The 22,589-nt window shown below is 70.2% G+C and carries 21 protein-coding genes; 7 read left to right on the top strand and 14 right to left on the bottom strand.

Features of this window, described 5'->3' with window-relative positions; genetic code table 11:
- Both N788_RS12740 and N788_RS12735 read left to right on the top strand, forming a co-directional pair.
- Entirely contained in the window at positions 1 to 258 is a 258-nt protein-coding gene (locus tag N788_RS12740) for an exodeoxyribonuclease VII small subunit (protein WP_034225698.1), read from the top strand.
- Positions 248 to 1,126 (top strand): polyprenyl synthetase family protein, encoded by an 879-nt coding sequence (locus tag N788_RS12735; RefSeq protein WP_034225696.1) that lies wholly within the window; start codon positions 248 to 250, stop codon positions 1,124 to 1,126. Before N788_RS12740 ends, N788_RS12735 begins: the two co-directional genes overlap by 11 nt.
- A 1-nt stretch (position 1,127) precedes the next feature.
- Here N788_RS12735 and N788_RS12730 read toward each other — a convergent pair whose 3' ends face one another.
- The 4 genes from N788_RS12730 to pmbA all read right to left on the bottom strand — a co-directional run bounded on the left by N788_RS12730 (position 1,128) and on the right by pmbA (position 5,660).
- Complete coding sequence (locus N788_RS12730) at positions 1,128 to 2,300, bottom strand: DUF1501 domain-containing protein (protein ID WP_034225694.1); 1,173 nt, start codon at positions 2,298 to 2,300, stop codon at positions 1,128 to 1,130.
- A gap of 1 nt (position 2,301) precedes the next feature.
- Positions 2,302 to 3,720 (bottom strand): DUF1800 domain-containing protein, encoded by a 1,419-nt coding sequence (locus N788_RS12725; RefSeq protein ID WP_034225691.1) that lies wholly within the window; start codon positions 3,718 to 3,720, stop codon positions 2,302 to 2,304.
- A 143-nt stretch (positions 3,721 to 3,863) separates the two neighbouring features.
- The gene (locus N788_RS12720) at positions 3,864 to 4,217 is read right to left on the bottom strand and encodes a DUF4870 domain-containing protein (RefSeq protein ID WP_034225690.1); all 354 of its coding nucleotides are present in this window, start codon (positions 4,215 to 4,217) and stop codon (positions 3,864 to 3,866) included.
- Between the two features lie 75 nt (positions 4,218 to 4,292).
- Positions 4,293 to 5,660, bottom strand: a complete 1,368-nt coding sequence (gene pmbA, locus N788_RS12715) for a metalloprotease PmbA (protein WP_034225689.1) — start codon at positions 5,658 to 5,660, stop codon at positions 4,293 to 4,295.
- A gap of 35 nt (positions 5,661 to 5,695) precedes the next feature.
- Here pmbA and yjgA point away from each other — a divergent pair, with 35 nt between their 5' ends.
- A complete protein-coding gene (gene yjgA / locus N788_RS12710) occupies positions 5,696 to 6,226 on the top strand; it encodes a ribosome biogenesis factor YjgA (protein ID WP_034225688.1) in 531 nt (176 codons plus the stop codon).
- Between the two features lie 20 nt (positions 6,227 to 6,246).
- Here the strand turns inward: yjgA and tldD are convergent, their stop codons facing one another.
- Genes tldD through leuS form a run of 10 tightly spaced genes read right to left on the bottom strand, consistent with a single transcriptional unit; the run spans position 6,247 to position 19,483 of the window.
- On the bottom strand, positions 6,247 to 7,689 hold the full coding sequence (tldD, locus tag N788_RS12705; protein WP_034225832.1) for a metalloprotease TldD: 1,443 nt from the start codon (positions 7,687 to 7,689) through the stop codon (positions 6,247 to 6,249).
- Between the two features lie 31 nt (positions 7,690 to 7,720).
- Positions 7,721 to 11,635 carry a YhdP family protein gene (locus tag N788_RS12700; RefSeq protein WP_034225686.1) on the bottom strand — a complete coding sequence of 1,305 codons (3,915 nt, stop codon included), beginning with the start codon at positions 11,633 to 11,635 and terminating at the stop codon, positions 7,721 to 7,723.
- A 6-nt stretch (positions 11,636 to 11,641) separates the two neighbouring features.
- A complete protein-coding gene (rng, locus tag N788_RS12695) occupies positions 11,642 to 13,132 on the bottom strand; it encodes a ribonuclease G (protein WP_034225684.1) in 1,491 nt (496 codons plus the stop codon).
- 10 nt (positions 13,133 to 13,142) lie between these two features.
- A complete protein-coding gene (locus N788_RS12690; RefSeq protein ID WP_034225682.1) occupies positions 13,143 to 13,712 on the bottom strand; it encodes a Maf family protein in 570 nt (189 codons plus the stop codon).
- Between the two features lie 17 nt (positions 13,713 to 13,729).
- On the bottom strand, positions 13,730 to 14,200 hold the full coding sequence (gene rlmH, locus N788_RS12685; RefSeq protein WP_034225679.1) for a 23S rRNA (pseudouridine(1915)-N(3))-methyltransferase RlmH: 471 nt from the start codon (positions 14,198 to 14,200) through the stop codon (positions 13,730 to 13,732).
- 28 nt (positions 14,201 to 14,228) lie between these two features.
- Entirely contained in the window at positions 14,229 to 14,648 is a 420-nt protein-coding gene (gene rsfS / locus N788_RS12680) for a ribosome silencing factor (protein WP_034225677.1), read from the bottom strand.
- A gap of 48 nt (positions 14,649 to 14,696) precedes the next feature.
- Complete coding sequence (gene nadD, locus N788_RS12675) at positions 14,697 to 15,338, bottom strand: nicotinate-nucleotide adenylyltransferase (RefSeq protein ID WP_034225675.1); 642 nt, start codon at positions 15,336 to 15,338, stop codon at positions 14,697 to 14,699.
- Entirely contained in the window at positions 15,335 to 16,366 is a 1,032-nt protein-coding gene (holA, locus tag N788_RS12670) for a DNA polymerase III subunit delta (RefSeq protein ID WP_034225673.1), read from the bottom strand. The genes nadD and holA overlap by 4 nt, the downstream gene beginning before the upstream one ends.
- Positions 16,366 to 16,857 carry an LPS-assembly lipoprotein LptE gene (locus N788_RS12665; RefSeq protein ID WP_034225671.1) on the bottom strand — a complete coding sequence of 164 codons (492 nt, stop codon included), beginning with the start codon at positions 16,855 to 16,857 and terminating at the stop codon, positions 16,366 to 16,368. Before N788_RS12665 ends, holA begins: the two co-directional genes overlap by 1 nt.
- 4 nt (positions 16,858 to 16,861) lie before the next feature.
- Complete coding sequence (leuS, locus tag N788_RS12660) at positions 16,862 to 19,483, bottom strand: leucine--tRNA ligase (protein WP_034225669.1); 2,622 nt, start codon at positions 19,481 to 19,483, stop codon at positions 16,862 to 16,864.
- Positions 19,484 to 19,638: 155 nt separating this feature from the next.
- Between leuS and N788_RS12655 the strand changes: the two genes are divergently transcribed.
- From N788_RS12655 to N788_RS12640, 4 genes are all read left to right on the top strand, one after another.
- Entirely contained in the window at positions 19,639 to 20,364 is a 726-nt protein-coding gene (locus N788_RS12655; protein ID WP_152560489.1) for a hypothetical protein, read from the top strand.
- Between the two features lie 9 nt (positions 20,365 to 20,373).
- Entirely contained in the window at positions 20,374 to 20,850 is a 477-nt protein-coding gene (locus N788_RS14100; RefSeq protein WP_084696046.1) for an RNA polymerase sigma factor, read from the top strand.
- A gap of 71 nt (positions 20,851 to 20,921) precedes the next feature.
- Positions 20,922 to 21,197 carry a hypothetical protein gene (locus tag N788_RS12645; protein ID WP_152560488.1) on the top strand — a complete coding sequence of 92 codons (276 nt, stop codon included), beginning with the start codon at positions 20,922 to 20,924 and terminating at the stop codon, positions 21,195 to 21,197.
- 55 nt (positions 21,198 to 21,252) lie between these two features.
- Entirely contained in the window at positions 21,253 to 22,539 is a 1,287-nt protein-coding gene (locus N788_RS12640) for a metal-dependent hydrolase family protein (RefSeq protein ID WP_034225664.1), read from the top strand.
- Positions 22,540 to 22,589 lie beyond the last annotated feature (50 nt).

Here is a 22,589-nt window from a genome sequence, read left to right as displayed (position 1 = left end):
ATGGCCGCCAAGACCCCCGCAACGCCGCCGTCCCCCGTCGCGCAGTTCGAATCCTCGCTCGACGAGCTCGAGACCCTGGTCCAGAAGATGGAAAAGGGCGAAATGTCGCTCGATGAATCGCTGGCCGCCTACGAACGCGGTGTCAGCCTTTACCGGCAGTGCCAGGGCGCGCTCGAACAAGCCGAGTTGCGCGTGCGACTGCTGACCGATCCCGCCGAACCCGACAGCGCCCAGCCCTTCCAGCCCGATGCCGGCTGACCCGCGCCTCGCGCGCTGGTTGCAGCGCGTCGAAGTCGAACTCGAAGCCAGCCTGCCCCCGCCCGACCAGCCCCCGCATGGCCTGCACCGTGCGATGCGGCACGCCGTGCTCGGGGGCGGCAAGCGCGTGCGGCCACTGCTGGTGTACGCCGCGGGCTGTGCGGTGGATGCGAACGAAGCCGATCTCCACGCCGCCGCCGCCGCGGTCGAGCTGGTGCACGCGTTTTCGCTCGTGCACGACGACCTGCCGGCGATGGACGACGACGCCCTGCGTCGCGGCCAGCCGACGGTGCACGTCGCCTTCGACGAAGCCACGGCCATCCTGGCCGGCGACGCGCTGCAGGCCCTGGCCTTCGAACGACTGGCACGGGCCGACGTGCCCGCCGACCTGCGCGTGGACTGGCTGGCGACCCTGGCAGAGGCCAGCGGCGCCGCTGGCATGTGCGGTGGCCAGGCCCTGGACATGGACGGCACCGGTGCCACGCTCGCCCTGCCCGAGCTCGAACGCCTGCATGCGCTCAAGACCGGTGCCCTGATCCGCGCCGCCGTGCGCATGGGGGGCCTGGCCGGCACCCGCGACCCGGACCGCCTGGCCAGCCTCGACCGATTCGCCGCGGCGCTGGGCCTGGCCTTCCAGATCCGCGACGACCTGCTGGACATCGAAGCGAGCAGCGACCAGTTGGGCAAGACCGCCGGCAAGGACCAGGCGCAGGGCAAGTCGACCTACCCGGCCCTGTTGGGCCCCGACGGCGCCCGCGAGGCGCTGGCGCGGCAGGCTGGCCTCATGGACGCATCGCTCGCAGAACTCGCCGGCGACCTCGGCCCGCTGTCGGCGCTGTCCCGGCTGGTGGTCGAGCGCCGGTCCTGATTCAGGCCGGACGCGCGCGCAGCAGGTCTTCCATGGGCGCCAAACCGGCGCTGCCCGGGAACACCTGTTCGGCCAGGACCGCCTCGGACAAGCCCAGGTGCGAGGCCAGCACGCCCTTGAACAGCGCCCGCAGGTCGGTGCCCGCGCGCAGGTCGCGGCCTTCGTTGAGGTCGGCGGGCGCCAGGCCCGGCCACTGGCCGGCGATCCGGCCACCCTGCACCGCACCGCCGGCGAGGAAGGCGTGGCTGCCGGTGCCGTGGTCGGTGCCGCGGGTGCCGTTGATCGCCGCCGTGCGGCCGAATTCGGTGACCACGACCACGGCCGTGTCCGCCCAGCGCGCGCCGGCGGCATCGTGGAACGCCTTGAGCGCGGCGTCGAGTTCGGCCAGCTTGCGCTGCAGCTGGTTGGCCTGGTTGCCGTGGCTGTCCCAGCCGGTGTCTTCGACGAAGGCCAGCCGCGGCCCCTGCGGCTCGGCCATGACGCGGCCCGCGTGGGCCATCAGCATCGGCAGGCGCGATTGCCTGCCCGCCCGGACATCCATCGGATCCATGCCTTCCTCGGCGGCCGCCATGGCCGTTTCGTAGGCACCGGCCAGCACCGGGTCGCGCGCGTACAGGGGGGCCAGGCGCTGCATCAGGGCCGGCGACACCTCGCGCGGCAGCCCGGGCCACCAGTTGGCCACCGGCTGCGGTCCCCGGAAGATCAGCGGCGTCACGCTGGCGATGGCCAGCGCCTCGCTGCCGGCCAGGGCGCCGGCACAGCGGTTGAGCCAGCCGTCGCGGTGTTCCCCCGGCTTGCGGCCGCCGTTCTCCAGGCAGTCCTGGGCGTCGAAATGCGACCGGCCCTGGTAGGGCGGCGCCACGCCGAGCACCGGCAACAGTTGCCCGCGCCCGTAAAGTTCGCGACTGAAGGCCAGTGCCGGGTGCAAGGCAAACAGACCGTCCAGTCGGGTGGCGGCCGGCAATTCGAGTTCGAATTTCCCGCGCAGCCGCTGCCAGGCGGGATCGGCGTAGGCCGGGACGGCGTGCAGCCCGTCGAGGCCACCGCGCAGCAGCAGCACGACCAGGCGGCGGGCATCGGGGCCCGGGCCGGCTGCGAACGTGAGCCCGGGGCAGGCACCCACGCAGGCCGTAGCGGCCAGGGCGCCGAGGAAACGGCGACGATCGATCCTCATGTCAGGTCCTCCACTGGAAGGCCGGGCTGGCGAGCAGCACGGCAATGCCTTGCGCGGGCGATTCGGCGCCGGCCATCGCGCGCCGCGTCTCGGCGTCGAGCCGCGGCCCGATCACTGCCTGCGCACGCGCACCGGGGGTCGCGCCGGGCGGCACCATGCCCGCCAGGACCTCGGCCACCTGCATGCGCTTGAACAGGCCGTCGGCCCCGGCCCAGGCGCCTGCGTCGTCGGCGAAACCGGCGGGCGAGCGCGGGTTGAACGGTGGCTGGCCCATGCGGTCGAGCAGGCCGATGACCCGGCGCGGATCGGGCACGTCGGTGATGGCGAAGGCGCGCAGGGCCGAGACCAGGAAATCGTCCGGGGTCTTGAACTTGCGTGCCGACGCGGACCACGCCAGCGGGTGCCCGACCAGCGCCCGCGTCATCGCACCCAGGTCGCCGCCACTATCGAGATAGCGTGCCGCGAGCGCGTCCACCAGGGCGGCCGGCGGGTCGTCCGCGACGAAATGGCGCGCCAGCTTGCCCGCCAGGTGCCGGGCCGTCGACGGATGCAGCGCCAGGTCGCGCAGGATCGCTTCGGCCTGGTCGGCGCCTGCTTCGCGATAGCGCTTGCCCAGCACCACGCGCGCCCCGGGCTCGTGGGCAACGCCACGGAAGACCGCGCCGTGCGGGCCCAGGGGTTCGCGCTGCAGCCGCCGCGCCGACACCCGCTCGTCGAGCGGCGCGGGCGTGCTCCAGCCGGTCAGCGCGCGGGCCAGTTCGCGTACGTCGTCCTGGGTGTAGCCGCCGTCGACACCCAGGGTGTGCAGCTCGAGTATTTCCCGGGCCAGGTTTTCATTCAGGCCCAGCTGCTGGCCGCGGCGCGCCCGCCGTTCGGCCATCGGCGACCGCTCGCCGATGGACTGGGCGTTGTCGAGGTAGCGCAGCATGCCCGGGTGCTGGCTGGCTGAGACCAGCAGGTCGCCGAATTTCCCCAGCAGGTGCGGACGAATCGCCTCGCGTTCCATCGGGGCGGCATAGAGCAGGGCCGCGAACTTGTCCACGGACACGGCGAAATGATTGGACCAAAAGCGCACCAGCCGCTCCAGGAAACCCTGGTCGGTCGCCAGCGCATGCCGCAGCCTCGTGCCGTATTCGCGCTGCAGGTCGGCGCCGAAGGACTGGCGGAAGCCTGCCACCGCGTCGACGGCCGGTTCCTGCCCGTCGTCGCCGGCGTTCCGGCCCGTCCGCGCCCGCGCCAGGTAGGCCTGCTCGCGGGCCAGGTACTGGCGGCTGCCGGGCAGGCCGGAAAAGCTGCCGGGGATGCCAGGCCTGAGTTGGCCCAGCAGCCAGTCCCGGGCGTCGCCCAGGCCGTCCGCCTCGCCCGGGCGCGCGCCCAGGCCAAACCGGTTGAGGGCCGAAAACGCGGTTTCGCTCGTCATCGCGGAGTCCTCGAGGCGTGCCTGCAAGGACAAGAACGGCCCAGGTCCACCGACGTTGACCGCGGCTGCCCCGGAGCCGGCGCGGGCAGGCAAGAAAAAAGCGGCCCGGAGGCCGCTTTCTTCGATTCCGCGTCGGGCCGCGATCAGGAGATCAGGCGGATCGTCACCGGATAGCGGTAGTTCTCGCCCTTGTTGGCGGCGACGCCAGCGAGGATGCAGAACACCAGGTTGCCGATCCAGATGACCGGATAGAGCAGGAAGCCGATCGCGACGAAGGACAGCACGATCGCGACGATCCAGGCCAGCACGATGGTGATCTGGAAGTTCAGCGCTTCCTTGGCCTGCCCGGTGATCCAGGCCTTTTCCGGCTTGTCCTTGTTGATCAGCCAGATGATCAGCGGAACGATGAAGCTGGCGATGATGCCCGACAGGTGGGTGATCAGCGCGATGGTCTTGTCTTCTTGCGGTGCGGCGGTCTGGACTACTTCGTCGTTCACGAGATTCCCCTCTCTCAGTGGTGCGCCGCCCCAGGCGACGCGATTTCCTAACTGTCCCGCCTCGTGAAGGGGCTGTCAAGCCGCCCCGGCCTCCCCGGCCACCATCATCCGGCCGACCAGCAGCGAACCCATGGCGATGTGCGAACGCACGTCGATGTCCGCGCCCACGGCCTCGATCGCCTGGTACATGGCCGGCAGGTGGCCGGCGATGGTGAGCCCGTCGACCGGGTGCACGATGTGGCCCTTCTCGACCCAGAAGCCGGCCGCGCCGCGCGAATAGTCGCCGGTGAGCAGGTTGGCGCCCTGGCCCATCATCTCGGTGACCACCAGGCCGGTGCCCATGCCGCGGACCATTTCATGCAGGCCGGCGGCATTGGTGGCCACTTCCAGGTTGTGCACGCCGCCGGCGTTGCCGGTGCTTTCCAGTCCCAACCGGCGCGCCGAGTAGCTCGAAAGCAGGTAGCGCAGCAAAACGCCGTCGCGCACCAGGTCCGAGTCCACGGTGGCCACGCCCTCATGGTCGAAGTCCGAGGAGCGCAGCCCGCGCGGCAGGTGCGGGCGTTCGGCGAGCTGGAACCAGTCGGGCAGGATGCGTTTGCCCGCATGGTCGACCAGGAAACTGGCGCGCCGGTACAGCACGCCGCCCGAGGCCGCCTGCAGCAGGTGGCCGATAAGGCTGCGCGCCACCTCGGGCGCGAACAGCACCGGGTATTCGCCGGTGCGGATGGGCTTGGGGCCCAGTCGCGCCAGCGCGCGCTCGGCCGCCTTGCGGCCGACCTTGGCCGGCGATTCCAGGTCGTCGGGCGACACCGCGCTGGTGTACCAGTAGTCGCGCTGCATGCCGTCGCCGCGACCGGCGATCATCGACACGCTGATCGATTGGCTGGTGCCGCGCTCGGCGCCGAGGAAACCGTGGCTGTTGGCGTACACCGAGACGCTGTCGCCGGTATGCACCGACGCACCGTCGGAATTGCTGATGCGCGCATCGGTGGCGCGACCCGCGGCTTCGGCTTCCAGCGCCAGCGCGATGGCGGCGTCGGCGTCGAGCGGCCAGGGATGCCAGGAGTCGAAGTCACGGGCCTGGGTGGCCATGCGCGCCGCGTCGGCCAGGCCGTTGCAGGGGTCGGGTTCGGTATGGCGGGCGATGGCGCAGGCCTGTTCGACCGTCGCCGCCAGGCTGCCCGCCTGCAGGTCGCCGGTGCTGGCATTGCCCTTTTTTTGCCCGAAATAGACCGTCACCGCGACGCCCCGGTCGCGGTTGCGTTCGACGGTCTCGACCTCGCCCATGCGCACGTTCACCGACAGGCCGGTGTCGTCGTTGAGGATGACGTCGGCCTGGCTGGCGCCGCGGGCCGCGGCCAGGCGCAGGACTTCCCGCGCGGCCTCGGAAAGGCGCTGCATGCGCTGGCTGGAATCATCGGGCGGTGCGGCGGGGTGGCTCATGGGCGTATCCTTTCGCCTTGGACGGATGGTGGACGATGCACGAAGAAGACGAATTCAACGAGGACGCGGGCGATTCCGGCCCGAGCCGAAGCGAAGAGCGCCGGGAGGCGCTGGCGGTGCTCGAGCTGGCCAAGCGCCTGGTCGAACAACCCGAGGCGCGGCTGCAGCAGATCCCCATGGACGAGGACCTGCGCGACCTCGTGCGGGCGGCGCAGCGCATCACCGCGCAGATCGCCCACAAGCGGCAGGTGCAGTTCCTGGCCAAGCACCTGCGCCGGGAAGAGCCCGAGGCGCTGGACGCGATCCGCGCCGCGCTCGACCACGACAAATCCGACCACCGGCGCGAGGCGCAGGCCCTGCACCAGGTCGAATACTGGCGCGACCGGCTGGTCGCCGAGGGCGATCCGGCCTTGACCGAACTGCTCGACAAGCACCCGGCGGCCGATCGCCAGCACCTGCGCCAGCTGGCCCGCAACGCGGCCCAGGAAAAGCTGAAGAACAAACCGCCCCACGCCTTCCGTGAACTCTTCCGCGAACTTCGCGACCTGCTGTCGGACCCGCAGTAGCCGGTTGATCCGACGCGCGTTCACGCGCGCGTGCCGCCGATCGTGAGCGCGTCGATGCGCAGCGTCGGCTGGCCGACACCGACCGGAACCGACTGGCCGTCCTTGCCGCAGATGCCGACGCCTTCGTCGAGCCTGAGGTCGTTGCCGACCATCGAGACGCGGTTCATCACCTCCGGGCCATTGCCGATCAGGGTCGCGCCCTTGACCGGCCGGGTGACCTTGCCGTCTTCGATCAGGTAGGCCTCGGAGGCCGAAAACACGAACTTGCCGCTGGTGATGTCGACCTGGCCGCCGCCGAAATTCGGTGCATACAGGCCCTTCTTCACCGAGGCGATGATTTCGCCCGGGTCGTGGTTCCCGGCCAGCATGTAGGTGTTGGTCATGCGCGGCATGGGCAGCTGGGCGAAACTTTCGCGCCGCCCGTTGCCGGTCGGCGCCATGCCCATCAGGCGGGCATTGAGCGTGTCCTGCAGGTAACCGCGCAGGATGCCGTCCTCGATCAGGGTGGTGCACTGGGTCGGCGTGCCTTCGTCGTCCACGTTCAGCGAGCCGCGGCGTCCGGCCAGGGTGCCGTCGTCGACGATGGTGACGCCCGGCGCGGCGACGCGTTCGCCGATGCGGCCGGCATACACCGACGTGCCCTTGCGGTTGAAGTCGCCTTCCAGCCCGTGGCCCACCGCCTCGTGCAGCAGCACGCCTGGCCAGCCCGGGCCCAGCACCACCGGCAGCGTGCCGGCCGGTGCGTCTTCGGCGTCCAGGCACACCAGCGCCTGGCGCAGTGCCTCGCGGGCGACGTCGCGGGGCTTGCCGTCGCTGAACAGCGTTTCGTAGGAGTAGCGGCCGCCGGCGCCGGCATAACCCTGCTCGCGGCGTCCGTTCTGCTCGACGATCACCTGGACGTTGAAGCGCACCAGCGGCCGCACGTCGGCGGCCACCACGCCGTCGCTGCGGGCCACCAGCACGGTGTCGACGCCGCCCGACAGGCTGACGATGACCTGCTGCACGCGCGGGTCGGCGTCGCGCAGCCACTGGTCGACCTCGCGCAGGGCGGTGATCTTGGCGTCGGTGCCCATCGAGTCGATCGGATCCATCGCCGGGTAGAGCGCCCGGCCCGGCACCACCACCCGGTGGCCGGCCTGCTGCTCGCGGCCGTCGCGGCTGATCGCGCGGGCGGCGGCGGCGGATTCGAGCAGGGCTTCGGCGCGGATGTCGTCGGAATAGGCGAAACCGGTTTTTTCACCGCTTACCGCGCGAACGCCGACACCCTGCTCGATGGCATGCGAACCGTCCTTGACGATGCCGTCCTCGACCACCCAGCTCTCGCGGCGCGAATGCTGGAAATACAGGTCGCCGTAGTCGACGCCCGGGCCCATCAGGCGGCCGAAGACGGGTTCGAGCGCATCCAGGCCGAGGCCGGTCGGTGCGAGCAGGCGCGATTGCGCCAGGGTGAGCGTCTGGGTCATCGGTTCCATATGCGGGCTGTGGGCGCCGGCTTCAAGGCTGGCGCGGCGCGGGCGGTGGCGTCGAGGGTCCTTTTTCCACCACTTCGACCACCGGGTCGGCCCAGTCGCCGGTGACGTGGTACACGGTGCGCGCGGCTTCCTTGAGCGGCTTTTGCAGCACGGCCTGCGCCACCGCGCCGACCGCGGCGCCCACCGGGCCACCGGCGATCGCGCCGATGGCGGGCAGCACGCCGCCGGCCTTGGGCAGCACCTCGATGCGCTGGTCGTACTGCTGGCGGCGCAGGTCGGTCGAGCCGCTGACCCGGATTTCCGCCGCCGGGCCGTTGATCTGCAGCAGGTCCGTGCGGGCCTTGCCATCGGCGAACTCGAACTCGCCGGAGATGGTGTTGAATCCAAAGCCCTTGTTGAAGAAGTCCTTGAAATCCAGGGTCAGCCGGCGCGGGATCTCGGCCAGCGAAATCAGCCCGAGCACGCGCCCGCCGCCGCCGGGTTCGACTTCCAGCAGCGCGCCTTCACCGACGTCCACCTTCAGCCGTCCCTCGAAACGCGCCAGCGAGAACTCGCCGGGCGAGCCGTTCCAGCCGCCCTTGAGCTCTCCCATCGTCGGGCCCTCCTCGACCATGCCCGAGAGCCCGAACGCACCCAGCAGGTCGCCCAGTGCACGGGCCGTGAAGCGGACGTCGAAGTTCGAGCGGCTGCTGCCGTCGCCGGTGCGCAGCCAGTCGCCGCTGGCGTCGAGCTGGTAGCCCTCGGACCGGGTGCGGAAGCTGTCGATGTGCAGGCCGCCTGGCCCGGGCTGCGCCAGCAGCGTCGTTTCGCCCAGCACCAGTTCGCCCATGCGCAGGTCGCGCACCTGGAAGTCGAGCGGCGGCAGGGCCGACGGATCCTGGCCCGCCTTTTCGGGAGCGGCGACGGCCTCCACGGTGCCTTCGATGGCCGGGGACGGCGGCGTGGCGACGGGCGCGCCGTCGCTAGCTTCGCTGCCGTCCGCGTCCACCAGTTTTTTCTCGGGCCAGTACAGGCGCTCGAAGCGGCCTTCGACGGTCGACCCTTCCGCCAGCGGGATCACGATCGACCCCGCGACCTGAGGTCCATCGAGGGTCACCCGGGTGCGCTCGGCGCCACGCGCCAGGCGCACGTGGGTGTCGGCGAACAGCGAACCCATCAGGTCCAGCTGACCAACCCGCAGGTCCACGGTGCGCAGCACGGTGCCGCCCCCTTCGCCGTCCGCGCCATCGCCATCGCCGCGGCCACCGGCAAACCCGATCCAGCCCAGCGCGTCGAGCGTCTCGCTCTCGCCCAACACCACCAGGCCCGAGTCGGGAAGATCCAGCGGTCCGTCTTCACCCAGGCGCAGGGCACCGGTGAGCCGGCCCTGGGCGTCGATGTTGCCGCGCAGCCGGGCCAGGGCCCCCAGCCGCAGCTGGACTTCGCCCTCGGTGACCGGCAGCGGCACGTCCAGGCGCATGGGCAGGCCCTGGTCAGCCGGCTTGGCCAGTGGCGCCGGCAAGTCCAGGCGGACGCCGCCGAGATCGCTTTCGACCCGAAGCCGCGAGGGGGGCGCGCGCTGGCCTTCGGGCGTCGCCGGCACGTCCACGCGGATGTCCCAGAAACCCCGGCCATCCACGTGCGGGTCCAGCCAGGCCAGCGGCGGGTGCCGGGCCAGCAGGTCCTTGATCGGGAATTCGCCCAGCAGGCGCGCCCTTGCCGCCAAGGCCGGGTCGTCGGTGTCGTGGCCGACGGTGAGGTTGAAGACGCCGGGCTGGTCGTCGAACAGTACCTGCAGGTCTTCGGTGTAGAAGCCGCCGGCGCTGAAGCGGGTCCGGCCGCTGACCCGGGTGAAGACGATGTCCCAGCGCGGATCGGCCAGGCGCGCCTCGGCCAGGTCCAGGTGGCCCTCGATGCGGCGGCCACCCAGGCGCTCGACGAGCGGCAGGTCGAGCAGCAGCGAGACCCGCGCCAGTCCGGACACGCTGGCCTTGCGCAGGTGTTCGCCGTACTGGTCCGCCAGCGGGCTGGCCAGCATCAGGGTCTGCAGGGTTTCGCCGCGGGTGGCCGAGCTGACGTCGAGCTGCAGCCGCGGGTCGCGGAAATCGGGAATGCCACCGGCCAGCTGGTCGACCGGATTGCCGGCGATCTCCGCCTGGCCCGCCAGGCCCATGCCGACGCCGTCGAAGTCCACGGCCACGTCCAGGGCTTCGGCGTCAGGCCACTCGTCGCTGAAATTCACCCGCGCGCCTGCCACCTCGGCGCGGGCGTCGAAGCGGCCCTCGCGTTCGCGGAACGGCCAATGATCGAGGTCGCCGCCGAGGCTGATGCGGCCTTCGCGCACCTCGCCCTCGAGCAGCGCCCGGTCGAGCCAGTCGATGGTTTTCTCGGGCATCTTGCCCTGGACCCAGAAGCGTCCCGCCGCGGTCACCGGGGCGGTGTCGACATCCGCCGCCAGGTCCAGGCGCGGCAGGCTGCCGTCGCCCTGGAAGGCCAGTTCGGCGCGCAGCCGGGTGCCGTAGTCGGGGCCGCGGATCGACAGGCCGCTGGCGCCCAGGGTCCAGCCCTCGCCTTCGCGCCACCAGCCGAGCAGGCCTTCGAGCTGGAAGTCCAGGGTTTCACGGAAACGTCCCGGCCACTGGAAGGACGTCGGCCCGGGGGTCAACTGCAGCACGCCGCCGTCCTGGTCGAGGGCGACATGGCCGCTCAGCGACTGCAGCCCGGGGCGCGCGTCGTAGGGTCGCCAGCCGATGTCGTGCAAGGCCGCCGAGGCCTGCCAGTCGTCGCCGCTGCCCTGCACCCGCACCTGGCGCAGTTCGCCCTCGGGCGCGGCCCGATGCAGCCACTGGCGCAGGCCGTCGGGCACCCGGGCACTGAGGCTGGCCCATTGCCGCACCGGCACCAGGTCAAGGCGTGGCGCGCGCAGTGCGAACCGCTCGCCGCCGGCCAGCCACAGGCCGTCCAGGCGTCGCGGCAGCTCCCGGCCGGTCTCGTGAAGCTGCAGGCGCGGCGCATGCACCTGCCAGGCGCCCTGCTCGTCGGCCTGCCAGCGAGCCAGCAGGCTGGCGCGCTCGTAGGCCACGGGCGGTGACCCCATGCGGCCTTCGGGGCCCGGCAACCAGGGCCTGCGGGCCCCCAGGGCCAGCGGCGAGAAGTCGGCGCGGCTGCGTACGTCCATCACCCGCTGGCCGTCGATGCGTGCCCACAGGTCGAGGTCGCCCTGGCCGGCAAGCACCAGGCCGGTGTCGGCCAGCAGCGACGACCATCCTTGCAGCACCAGGCGCTTGCCACCGGCCCACAGTTCGCCGGACCAGTCGTCGCGCCGCAGCCTGGCCACCGCCGACAGCGGCGGCGCGGCCGGGTCGGCCCAGGCCCGCACGCCGGCCACCACGTTGTCGCCGTCGACCCGCAGGCGCAGGTCCACCCGGGCCATCTCCAGCGGCGCCTGCAGGGCCGGCGAACGCACCTGCAGGCGGGCACGCTCGACCTGCAGTTCGCCCAGGGCTTCGAGCGTGTCCAGGGGGTCGGCGCCCGGCTTGGGCTCGAACGGCAAGCCGGCCAGGCGCCAGCGCCGGTCGGGGCCCTGTTCGAGCACCAGCGACAAGTCGCGCACCTTCAGGGCGGTCAGCGGCTCGCCCGGCAGCAGGCCGGAATAAACCGCCACCAGCAGCTCGGCGTGGCCGACCGCGAGTTGGCGTTCGCCCTCGCCGATGCGCAGGCCACCCAGGGTGAAACGCGGTCCCCGGCGGGTCCATTCGCCGCGGGCGCTTTCGAAGGCGACGGGCTGGCCCAGGCGTTCGGACAGCCAGCCAGCGACCTTTTCAGGGTGGCGCTCGACCAGGGGCAGCAGCTGGTTGAGCGCACCCACGCCGGTGGCGAGCAGGATCAGGACCACCAGGAAACCGTAGCCCAGCACGCGGCGGGCATGGCGGAATCGGCGGCGCAGCGGGCTGTTCATGCCGGCTTAGAGCAGGACCACGTCGTATTGTTCCTGCGCGTACTGCTCGTCGGCCTGGAAACGGATGGATTTACCCAGGAACTCCTCGAGCTCGGCGACGGCCGCCGACTCCTCGTCGGTGATCTTGTTGACCACCTTCGGCGAGGCGATCACCAGCAGCTGCTGGGCCTCGAACTGGCGCACGGCACGGGTGATTTCGCGGAAGATCTCGTAGGTCAGGGTTTCGGTGGTCTTGAGCGTGCCGCGGCCGTTGCATTCGTGGCAGGGCTCGCAGAGCTGTCGCTCGAGGCTGTCGGTGGTGCGCTTGCGGGTCATCTCGACCAGGCCCAGCGGCGAAAACTCGTGGAACGAGGTGCGAGCGTGGTCGTGCGCCAGGCCCTTCTCGAGCGTGCGCAGCACCTGGCGCCTGTGCTCGTCGTCGGTCATGTCGATGAAGTCGATGATGATGATGCCGCCGAGGTTGCGCAGCCGCAGCTGGCGCGCCACCGACTGCGCGGCCTCGAGGTTGGTGCGGTAGACGGTTTCCTCCAGGTTGCGCTGGCCCAGGAACGAGCCGGTGTTGACGTCGATCGTGGCCATGGCCTCGGTCTGGTCGATCACCAGGTAGCCGCCGGACTTGAGCGGGACCTCCTTTTGCAGTGCCCGCTGGATTTCGTCCTCGACGCCGTAGAGGTCGAAGATCGGGCGTTCGCCGGCGTAGTGTTCGATGCGCGCGGCCAGTTCGGGCATGAACTGGTGGGCGAAGGCGTTGAGCCGGTCGTAGGCCTCGCGCGAATCCACCCGCACGGTGTCGACGTTCTTGCGCATCAGGTCGCGCACCGCCCGCAGCGGCAGCGCCAGGTCTTCATAGATGCGCTGGCCCACCCGGGTGCTGGCGCTGGCCTCGCGGATGGCACCCCAGGCCTTGCGCAGGTAGTCCACGTCCTCGGCCAGGGCTTCGGCGGGCTGGCCCTCGGCATTGGTGCGCACGATGTAACCCTGGCCGCTGCCGTTGGCCAGCTCGCCGACCAGGGTCTTGAGCCGGTTGCGCTCGGTTTCGTTTTCGATGCGCGCCGAGACGCCCAGCACGCGCGAATGCGGCAGGAAGACCAGGTAGCGCGAGGGGATCGAAACCTGGGTGGTGAGCCGCGCGCCCTTGCTGCCGATCGGGTCCTTGACCACCTGCACGACGATTTCCTGGCCCTCGTGCACCAGCGAGGAAATGGCTGGCGGCGGCGACGGCGCGATGACGTCACCCTCCCCGTCGCCTTCGCCGACCGGCGCGGGCGGCACGCGCATGATGTCGGACGCGTGCAGGAAGGCGGCGCGCTCGAGGCCGATCTCGACGAAGGCCGCCTGCATGCCGGGCATGACCCGCTGCACGCGCCCCTTGTAGATGTTGCCGACCACGCCCCGGCGCGACGTGCGCTCGATGTGCAGTTCCTGCAGCATGCCGTTCTCGACCACCGCGACGCGGGTTTCGCGCGGGGTGACGTTGATCAGGATTTCTTCCGACACGGTGGGCTCCTCAGTCCATGAGGCCGAATTCGCGCAGCAGTCGCGCGGTTTCGTGCAGGGGCAGGCCCATCACGCCCGAATGGCTGCCCGAAAGATGGGAGACGAAGGCCGCGGCACGACCCTGGATGGCATAGGCGCCGGCCTTGCCGAAACATTCGCCGGTGGCGATGTAGGCCTCGATGCGGGCCTGGGTGAGCACTTCGAACCGGACCTGCGAAATGCAGGTGGCGTGCTGTTCCCGGCCGGCGCTGAGCACCCAGACCGAGGAAATGCATTCGTGCACCCGGCCCGAGAGCCGCTGCAGCATGCGGGCGGCGTCGGCGGCGTCGGCGGGCTTGCCGAAGACCTCGTCGTCGAGCACCACCTCGGTGTCGGCTCCGAGCACCACGGCGCCACGGCTGGCCACGACCTTGAGCAGGCCGGCACCGGCTTTTTCCCGGGCCACGCGGCTCACGTAGGCGGCGGGAGGCTCACCCGGTTCGCGCTGTTCGGGGACGTCGACGTCGAGCAGGCCGAACTCCATGCCCAGCTGGGCGAGCAGTTCCTGGCGACGCGGTGATTTCGAGGCGAGATGCAGCATCGCCCAAGGATAGCCGGTCAGGCCCGGTGGTAGGGGTGATTGGCGAGCAGGCTGCAGGCACGGTACAGCTGTTCGGCCAGCAGCAGCCGCACCAGCATGTGCGGCAGGGTCAGCGGCCCCAGCGACCAGCGTTCGTCTGCGGCGGCCAGCACCTCGGGTGAATGGCCTTCGGGGCCGCCGATCAGGAAGGCCAGGTCGCGGCCCTGCTGGCGCCAGTGCTCGAGGCGTTCGGCGAGATCCTCGGACGACCAGGCCTTGCCGCGACCGTCCAGTGCCACGACCCAGGCACCACGAGGCAGCGCGGCCTGCACCCGACCGCCCTCGTCGGCCATGGCCCGCAGCGCGTCGCGGCCCTTGCCGCGCATGCCCGGCGCGACCTCGGCCAGTTCCAGCGGCAACCAGTGCGAAAGACGCTTCTGGTACTCGGCAAAGCCTTCCGCCACCCAGGACGGCGCTTTTTCACCCACCGCGATCAGTCGCGCCTTCATCGGTAGCCACCGGTGGCGGATGGACGACTCAAGCCTCCGGCGTGTCCCCGGCTTCGGCCTCGGGCTCCGGCGGCTGGTCGCCGACGGTCCACAGGCGTTCGAGGGCATAGAACTCGCGCACGCGCGGCAGCATGACGTGGACGATGACGTCGCCCAGGTCCACCAGGACCCATTCGGCCTCGCGCTCGCCTTCCACGCCCAGCGGCATGACGCCGCACTTCTTGGAGAATTTCACCACCTCGTCGGCCACGGACTTGACGTGGCGGGTGGACGTGCCGGAGACGACCACCAGGTAGTCGGCGATGCTGGTCTTGCCACGCACGTCGATTTCCACCGCGTCCTTGGCCTTCATTTCCTCCAGCGCGGCGCGGACCTGGGTCAGCAGGGCTTCGGGGGACGGTGCCGGGTCGGGCATCCGGGTCTTGATGACGTGGGCTTGGGTGGTCAAGGGCAGCTCGTGGATTGAATACGGGGCCGGATTATACGCCGGGCGGGCTCAGCCCGCCCGATACAGGCCGCGCCGGGCGATTTCAGCCGCCACGCCCGGTGGCAGCCAGTCACCCGGGTCGGTCCCTTCGGCCAGGCGCCGGCGCAGTTCGCTCGACGACGCCGGATGCGGCGGCAACGCGAGCCGGTAGACGCGTCCGGCCGCGAGCCCGGCCAGTTCGGCGGGTTCGTCCAGCCAGCGACCTTGGCAGGCGTCGGCCAGTTCGTCCGGCAGGTCGTCCAGGCCGTGGCCCGGCCGCAGCGCAACCACGAAATGCGCCAGCTCGAACAGCGTCCGCCATGCCTGCCAGCCCGGCAGGCCGCGGAACGCATCCGCCCCCACCAGCCAGGCCAGCGGTGCCTGCGGGCCGATGGCGGCGCGCACTTCGCGCAGGGTGTCGACGGTATAGGACGGCCCCTCGCGATCCAGTTCCCGCGCGTCCACGCCCAACCCGGGCTCGGAATCCACGGCCAGGCCAAGCAGGGCCACCCGGTCTTCGGCACTCGCCGCGGTCGGACCCCGGTGGGGCGGAATCGCCGCCGGAACCAGGCGCACGGCGGCACCCAGCCGGTCGCGGGCGGCCCGGGCCACGGCCAGGTGACCGGCGTGGACCGGGTCGAAGGTGCCGCCGTAAAGCACGCGCAGGCTCACGAAGCGAGCAATCCACGGGCCCGGCCATCGGCGATCGCCACCAGCAGGCGTTCGAGCTGCAGCCAGGGATCGCCGTCGCCGCGACCCTTGGCGCTGCGGTCGATGCGGCCGCATTCGGCGACGAAACGTTCCCAGCGCGAGGTCGGGTGGCGCTCAAGCGCGCGCCGGTACGCCGCCTGCTTGTTCTGCCAGACGCCGGCGTCGCGCATCGCCGACGCCAGCCGGCCGCCCTCCCCGGCCCGTGCCAGCGCGCAAAGGCCCAGGACTTCCCTGGCCACCATCGGCATCAGGCCCGCGACCTGGTCGCCTTCGGCCCGCAGCGCGGCCAGCATGCGCACGGCGCGGGCGGCTTCGCCGGCCAGGGCGGCGTCAACCAGGGTGAAGACGTCGAAACGCGAGGAATCCGCGACCAGCTGCTCCATCTGCGCGAGATCGATGGCTTCGCGCGTGCCGCCGGCCAGCAGGGCCAGCTTGTCCACTTCCTGGGCGGCGGCCAGCAGGTTGCCTTCGACCCGGTCGGCCAGGCGCTGGACCGCGTCGGGCGTCGCGACCAGGCCGCGGCTGCGCAGGCGCTGGAGCAGCCAGTCGCCGAGCTCGTGCGATTTGAGCGGCCAGAACGCCACCAGGTGGCCGGCGCGGGCGATCGCCTCGCTCCACTTCCCGGCGTGTTTCTTGCTCCATTCCTGGGTAGTGACCAGCAGCACGGTGTCGGGCGGGGGATTCTCGCAGTACTCCCGCAGCGCCTCGCCGCCTTCCTTGCCGGGCCGGCCGGTCGGCATGCGCAGCTCGAACAGGCGCTGGCTGGCGAACAGGCTCATCGACGCCATGCCCTGGCTGAGCCGGTTCCAGTCGAAGTCCGATTCGACGTCGTAGACCTCGCGCTCGCCGAAGCCGGTGTCGCGGGCGCGGGCGCGCACGGCGTCGGCGGCTTCCTGCACCAGCAGCGGCTCGGAGCCGGCCACCAGGTAGACCGGGCGCAGTGGCTCGCCGGCCAGCTGGCGCGCGAACTGGGCCGGGCGAAGCTCCATCAGTCCGTGCGCAGCGCGGCGTCCAGGCGGCGCAGGATGGCGGCCACCATGTCGCGGCGCAGTTCGTCGCGCAGCAGGCGCTCTTCGGCCGGCGTGCCGATCGAGCCGATGGCGTCGTAGGTGTATTCGCGGGTCAGCTCGACGCTCTGGCGCGGCAACCGCAGGCTGCCGTCGGCACCCCTGAGCTGGAATTCGACGCGATAGATGCTCTGGTACTCGCGCACGCTGGCACCGCTCTCGAAGGTCAGCGGCCGGGTGCGCAGGTTTTCGGTGAGCACCTGCAGGGTGGCCGCGGGCTGGCCTTCAACGGCGGCGGTGGCGCCGGCGCGCTCGAGCGCGGTCGCCAGGTCCTGGCCCAGCGGGCTGTAGGGGTCGGCGGTGCTGACCGCGACCGGCCCCAGGCTGGTGGCCACGGCAAGCGAGGCGCGCGGCTTGAAGCCGCAGCCGGCGGCCAGCAGGGCCAGGCACAACACGATGACCAGACGAGACATTCGCTTACCCCACGACGATGTTGACGATCTTGCCCGGCACCACGATGACCTTGCGCACGGACAAGCCTTCGATGAACTTTTGCACGTTCGGTTCGGCCAGGGCCAGGGCCTCGACCGTTTCCTTGCCGGCGTTGGCCGACACCTCGAGCGTACCGCGCAGCTTGCCGTTGACCTGGATCGCCAGGGTGACGCTGTCGCGCACCAGGGCCTCGGGGTCGGCTTCCGGGAAAGCCAGGTCCTCGATGGTGGTCTCCGGATGCCCCAGCAATTGCCAGAGCGCGTGCGAGGTGTGCGGGGTGATCGGGTTGAGCAGCAGGGTGATGGCCTCGAACGCCTCCTGGCGCAGGGCGCGGCCCTGGGCGCTGGCGTCGTCGAACCTGGCGATGGCGTTGAGCAGTTCCATCACCGCCGCGATGGCCGTGTTGAAGGTATGCCGGCGGCCGTAGTCGTCGCCGACCTTCTGGATGGTTTCGTGCAACTGGCGCCGCAGGCTTCGCTGGGTGGAGTCGAGCGAACCGACCTCCAGGGCGGCCACCGTGCCCTCCGCGGCCACGTGCTTTTGCACCTGCACCCAGAGCCGGCGCAGGAAACGCGCCATGCCCTCGACGCCGGCCTCGTTCCATTCCAGGCTCAACTCCGGCGGCGCCGCGAACATCGAGAACAGGCGCACCGTGTCGGCGCCATACTTGTCCACCATGGTCTGCGGATCGACGCCGTTGTTCTTGGACTTGGACATCTTCTCGGTGGCGCCGACGTGCACCGGCTGGCCGTCGGCCCGCAGCGTCGCGCCGGTGACGTGGCCCTTGGCGTCACGCTGGACGTCGACGTCGGCCGGGTTGATCCATTCCTTGGAGCCGTCGGCGTTGTCGCGGTAATACGTGTCGGCGATGACCATGCCCTGGCAAAGCAGGTTGGTCGCCGGCTCGTCGGTTTCCACCAGCCCGGCGTCGCGCATGAGCTTGTGGAAGAACCGGAAGTACAGCAGGTGCATGATCGCGTGTTCGATGCCGCCGATGTACTGGTCGACCGGCAGCCAGTAGTTGGCGCGGCCGTCCACCAGGTCCTGGGCGCCGGGCGAGGTGTAGCGCGCGTAGTACCAGCTCGACTCCATGAAGGTGTCGAAGGTGTCGGTCTCGCGCTCGGCCGGCCCCCCGCAGCCCGGGCAGGTGGTCTTGCGCCACTGCGGGTCGGACTTGATCGGCGAGGCGACGCCGGTGAATTCGACATCCTCGGGCAGTTTCACCGGCAGCTGGTCTTCCGGGACCGGCAACGCGCCGCACTTTTCGCAGTGGATGACCGGGATCGGGCAGCCCCAGTAGCGCTGGCGGCTGACGCCCCAGTCGCGCAGGCGGAAATTGACCCGCCGGCGGCCGCGGTCCTTGGCCTTGAGCTTTTCGGCGATGCGGTCGAACGCGGCCTGGTAGGCCAGGCCATCGAGGTCGCCGGAATTGACCACGCGCATGCGCGGGTCGGTCTTGTCGGCGTACCAGTCCTGCCAGTTCGAGGGGTCGTAGGTTTCGCCTTCGATCGCGACCACCTGCGCGATGGGCAGGCCGTATTTGTGCGCGAACTCGAAGTCGCGCTGGTCGTGGCCGGGCACCGCCATCACCGCGCCGGTGCCGTAGCCCATCAGCACGAAGTTGGCGACCCAGACCGGCACCGGCTCGCCGGAAATCGGGTGGGTGGCGTAGAGCCCGGTGAACACGCCCTTCTTTTCCTGGGTCTCGAGCTCGGCTTCGGAGACGCCGCCCTTGCGGCACTCATCGACGAAGGCCCGGACCGCGGCATTGCCGGACGCCGCCCACAGCGCCACCGGGTGCTCGGCGGCAACGGCCAGGTAGGTCGCGCCCATGAGGGTGTCGGGACGGGTGGTGAAGACCGTCAGCGGTTCGGCCATCGTCTCGAGCTCGAAGACGACTTCCAGGCCTTCGCTGCGACCGATCCAGTTGCGCTGCATGGTCTTGACCGCCTCCGGCCAGCCCGGCAGGTCGTCCAGGCCATCGAGCAGCTGCTGGGCGTAATCGGTGATCTTGAGGAACCACTGCGGGATCTCGCGCTTTTCCACCAGCGCGCCCGAACGCCAGCCTCGGCCGTCGATGACCTGCTCGTTGGCCAGCACGGTCTGGTCGACGGGGTCCCAGTTGACGATGGAGTTCTTGCGGTAGACCAGGCCCTTTTTCATCAGCCGGGTGAACATCAGCTGTTCCCAGCGGTAGTACTCGGGCGTGCAGGTCGCGAACTCGCGGGTCCAGTCGTAGGCGAAACCCAGGCGCTGGAGCTGCCCGCGCATGTGGTCGATGTTCTTGTAGGTCCACTTCGCCGGCGCGGTCTTGTTCTTGATCGCGGCGTTTTCGGCCGGCAGGCCGAAGGCGTCCCAGGCCATCGGCTGGAGCACGTTGAAACCCTTCATGCGCCGGTGCCGGCTGATGACGTCGCCGATGGTGTAGTTGCGCACGTGGCCCATGTGCAGCGCACCCGATGGGTAGGGCAGCATGGACAGGCAGAAGAATTTCGGGCGCGAGGTGTCCTCGGAGACCTGGAAGGCACCGGTGGCCTGCCAATGGGACTGCGCGGCGGTTTCCACCGCCTTCGGGTCGTAGGCGCTGGGATCGTGGATTTCGGACATGGGGATGGACGCGAAAAAACAGGCCGCCAGCCTACCAAATCCCCGCCCCGCAAAGGAGGAGGCCGGGCCGGTCCTGGCCAGATCCGCGACAGCAGTGAAGAATCCGGGCCGCTGGGGTGTACCAGACCCGGAGAACCCTCGAAAGGAGCTTCGCCATGTCCACCAGACCTGTAACCCTCCCCGCCCTCCTGGCGATCCTGATGCTCGTGGGATGCCGGGGCGGCGATTCGGCACCTGACGGCCAGGAACTGCCGGAGCTGCGCACTTATGAGGTTCCTGCCGGCCAGGCGGACGTGCTCGCGGAAGCCTTGAATGAAGTACTGGCCGGACCTGGGGAGCAAGCCGGCGCCGGGCGAGCTTCCTCGCGCCTGCCCGGCCGGCTGGTCGTGCTCGCTCCCGGGTCGGTCCATGACTCGGTCGAAGAGGCCCTGGCGGAAATGGCCGGCTCGGCTGACGAGCGTGTCGCGCAGCCAGCCACACTGCGTATCTGGCTCGTGGATGTGCAGCCTGGGCAGGACCAGACACCCGCTTTCGAGAAATCCCTTGGCGACGCCATTGAGGTCATCCGGACCCGATTCGCGGGACAGGGTCTGCGCCTGGTCGAAGAGGCGTCGCTTGGCCTGCCCTCGAACCATGGCTTGGCGACCTTGACGACGGGAACGGGCAACGAGATCAGCGTAAGAACCCTGCCCGGCAACGTGCCCACCTTCGACGTGGAACTGTTGTCCAAGGGCGGCGGCGAACAGGTCCCACTGGAGTTCAGGTCGCGCCTTGAACTGGCGCCTGGCGAGACGGTGATTGCGGCAACGCTCAACAAGGGGCGCTGGGACAAGGGAGGAACCCGATTGGTCCTGATGAGGCTGGATGCGCCTGGTTCCTGAGTAGCTGGCGTGCCAATCACCGATGCCGGGCTGACCGACTGCTATCGCCGTATTGAACGTCGGCTCTACAACGTACTGTTCCGGCTGCTGTGGAATCCCCAGGACTGCCAGGACGTAATGCACGATGCGTTCATGCGCGTATGGCACCGGCGCGAGGCCGTGCTCGAAACGTCGTTGGAGCCCTTGTTGTTCGCCACTGCGCTGAACCTCGCTCGCAATCAGCTTCGCTGGAAATCCCTGAGGTCGTTCGTCGGACTCGACGACCACGTAGCGGCGACGGGTCCACCGCACGGCGACTGCGCCGACCTGCGGCGCGCCCTGGCCGCCTTGTCGCCCGGCCAGCGCAAGGTCGTCCTGCTCAGTGAAATCGGTGGTTTTGATACCCGGGAAATCGCCCAGATGCTGGGAATCCCCGAAGGGACCGTCGGATCACGCAAGCACCAGGCCCTTGCCAGAATCAGGAAAATACTGGAGCCGAACGAATGAACACCGGACCCACGCCCCTGTTTCGCGACCTGGCCCCTCCACCCGGGGGCGAACAACGACTTCGGCAGGCCATGGCCAACCTGCGCAATCCGGGCCGCCGTGCAATCCGGCGCCGCTGGCTGGAGTTCTCTGCGTCCGCCGTCGGCGTTGCCCTGGCCTGGATAGTCATCGTCGGAAACCAGGGGCCTGCGCTTGCTGACCAGGCCCAAGACGCCGTACGCGCCGTCCTGAGCCCGCCCGCAGGCCGCTTCGAGGCGCAATCGGCGGAGGTTGTCGAGAGGCCGGAATCAACAGGGGCTGTACGGCTCTACGTGCTTGTCCCCGAGATCGACGATCCGGGGAGCTAGACAGCGGGGACAATCCGAGGGTTAGCATGGGCCATCCCTGACGGAGTCCACCCGAATGCGCGCGACCCCTCTGCTGTTGGCCCTTGCCCTGGTTTCACCCGCCGCCGCCGAAGCGCAAACGCTGGCCGTGCAGTGCGGGCAGCTCTTCGATGGCGTTAGCGGGCGAAGTCTGCCGGAACGGACCGTGCTGGTGTCGGACGGGAAGGTACGCGAGGTCCGCGAAGGCCACGCCACCATTGAGGGCGCGACAACGATTGACCTGCGCACCCACACCTGCAGCCCGGGCTGGATAGACATGCACGTGCACCTGAGCGGCGAGTCGAGCCCGCAGCGTTATTCGGAAGGCTTCCGACTCAATCCGGAATTCACCGTGTTGCGTTCGGTCGAATATGCCCGCCGGACCCTGCATGCCGGCTTCACCACGGTGCGCGACCTGGGCGGCGAGACCACCCTGGCGCTGCGCGACGGCATCGACCAGGGCTGGATCGAGGGGCCGCGCATCGTCGCCGCCGGCAAGTCCATCGCCACCACCGGCGGCCACGCCGACCCCACCAACGGCATGAACCACCTGATCGCCGACGCCCTGGGCGAACCCGGTCCCGCCGAAGGCGTGGTCAACAGCCCGGACCAGGCCCGCCAGGCCGTGCGCCAGCGCTACAAGGATGGTTCGGACGTCATCAAGATCACCGCCACCGGCGGTGTGCTCAGCTACGCCGCCAGTGGCGACGCACCCCAGTTCACGGTCGACGAAGTCGAAGCCGTGGTGGCGGCGGCACGCGACTATGGCTACAAGGTCGCCGCGCACGCGCATGGCAAGGAAGGCATGCGCCGGGCCATCGTCGGCGGGGTCGACAGCATCGAACACGGCACCTACATGGACGACGAGGTGTTCGCGCTGATGAAGAAACACGGCACCTGGTACGTGCCGACCATCACCGCCGGCCGCTTCGTCGCCGACAAGGCCAAGGTCGATGGTTATTACCCCGAGGTCGTCCGACCCAAGGCGGCGCGCATCGGGCCGCTGATCCAGGGCACCTTCACCCGGGCCTGGAAGGCCGGGGTCAAAATCGCCTTCGGCACCGACAGCGGCGTCAGCCTGCATGGTGAAAACGCCGACGAGTTCATCTACATGGTCGAGTCCGGCATGCCCCCGGCCGAGGCCCTGCGCGCAGCGACCGTGAACGCTGCCGAGCTGCTGGGCCGCGACGACCTCGGCAAGCTGGTTCCCGGCGGCGTCGCCGACCTGGTGGCGATGCCCGGCGACCCGCTGCAGGACATCACCGTCGTCAAGCAGGTGGACTTCGTGATGAAGGACGGCAAGGTCGTGCGCGCGCCCGAGTGAGCCCGGCATGACCGGGGTTGGGCAACGCATGGCACGGGCGGACGCCCGGA

The organism is Arenimonas donghaensis DSM 18148 = HO3-R19 (assembly GCF_000743535.1).
Lineage (GTDB): Bacteria > Pseudomonadota > Gammaproteobacteria > Xanthomonadales > Xanthomonadaceae > Arenimonas > Arenimonas donghaensis.
This window is presented reverse-complemented; position numbering and strand designations above follow the sequence as displayed.

Excerpts from the sequence above, each read along its gene's own strand:
- N788_RS12740 (WP_034225698.1), top strand. The coding sequence starts at position 1 with ATGGCCGCCAAGACCCCCGCAACGCCGCCGTCCCCCGTCGCGCAGTTC.
- N788_RS12735 (WP_034225696.1), top strand. The coding sequence starts at position 248 with ATGCCGGCTGACCCGCGCCTCGCGCGCTGGTTGCAGCGCGTCGAAGTC.
- N788_RS12730 (WP_034225694.1), bottom strand. The coding sequence starts at position 2,300 with ATGAGGATCGATCGTCGCCGTTTCCTCGGCGCCCTGGCCGCTACGGCC.
- N788_RS12725 (WP_034225691.1), bottom strand. The coding sequence starts at position 3,720 with ATGACGAGCGAAACCGCGTTTTCGGCCCTCAACCGGTTTGGCCTGGGC.
- pmbA (WP_034225689.1), bottom strand. The coding sequence starts at position 5,660 with ATGAGCCACCCCGCCGCACCGCCCGATGATTCCAGCCAGCGCATGCAG.
- yjgA (WP_034225688.1), top strand. The coding sequence starts at position 5,696 with ATGCACGAAGAAGACGAATTCAACGAGGACGCGGGCGATTCCGGCCCG.
- tldD (WP_034225832.1), bottom strand. The coding sequence starts at position 7,689 with ATGACCCAGACGCTCACCCTGGCGCAATCGCGCCTGCTCGCACCGACC.
- N788_RS12700 (WP_034225686.1), bottom strand. The coding sequence starts at position 11,635 with ATGAACAGCCCGCTGCGCCGCCGATTCCGCCATGCCCGCCGCGTGCTG.
- N788_RS12690 (WP_034225682.1), bottom strand. The coding sequence starts at position 13,712 with ATGCTGCATCTCGCCTCGAAATCACCGCGTCGCCAGGAACTGCTCGCC.
- rlmH (WP_034225679.1), bottom strand. The coding sequence starts at position 14,200 with ATGAAGGCGCGACTGATCGCGGTGGGTGAAAAAGCGCCGTCCTGGGTG.
- holA (WP_034225673.1), bottom strand. The coding sequence starts at position 16,366 with ATGGAGCTTCGCCCGGCCCAGTTCGCGCGCCAGCTGGCCGGCGAGCCA.
- N788_RS12665 (WP_034225671.1), bottom strand. The coding sequence starts at position 16,857 with ATGTCTCGTCTGGTCATCGTGTTGTGCCTGGCCCTGCTGGCCGCCGGC.
- leuS (WP_034225669.1), bottom strand. The coding sequence starts at position 19,483 with ATGTCCGAAATCCACGATCCCAGCGCCTACGACCCGAAGGCGGTGGAA.
- N788_RS12655 (WP_152560489.1), top strand. The coding sequence starts at position 19,639 with ATGTCCACCAGACCTGTAACCCTCCCCGCCCTCCTGGCGATCCTGATG.
- N788_RS12645 (WP_152560488.1), top strand. The coding sequence starts at position 20,922 with ATGGCCAACCTGCGCAATCCGGGCCGCCGTGCAATCCGGCGCCGCTGG.
- N788_RS12640 (WP_034225664.1), top strand. The coding sequence starts at position 21,253 with ATGCGCGCGACCCCTCTGCTGTTGGCCCTTGCCCTGGTTTCACCCGCC.